The 337-nt window shown below is 63.8% G+C and carries 1 pseudogene; it reads right to left on the bottom strand.

Going from position 1 to position 337, the window contains the following annotated elements:
* Positions 1–337 (bottom strand): annotated as a pseudogene (locus GV790_RS29365) (histidine kinase); the annotation flags it as partial.

A 337-nucleotide genomic window follows, 5' to 3' on the forward strand; every position in this document is an offset into this window, starting at 1 on the left:
GTCCACACCTGGTTGAGCTCCGCCGCGTAGCAGGGGACCGGGGGCAGCGCGCGATCGTAGTCCTTGACCACCTCGATCGAGTCGCCGATCTTGCGGTTGAGCATCACCAGCGTGCTGTCGATCAGTTCGTGCAGGTCGACCACCTGGAACGGGGCCCGGTCCATCTGCGAATACTGTTTGGCCGCACCGACCAGCGTGGAGATACGGGTGGTCGAGTCCGCGATCTCGTTCATCAGCAATTCGGTTTCGATGGTGTAGTTCAGCCAGCGGATCGCACCCTCGAGCACCTGCGGGGTGCAGTTTTCGAGGGTCGCGGCCACCCGGTCGAGCCAGTCGG

This window comes from Nocardia cyriacigeorgica, from assembly GCF_010858045.1.
GTDB lineage: Bacteria > Actinomycetota > Actinomycetes > Mycobacteriales > Mycobacteriaceae > Nocardia > Nocardia cyriacigeorgica_E.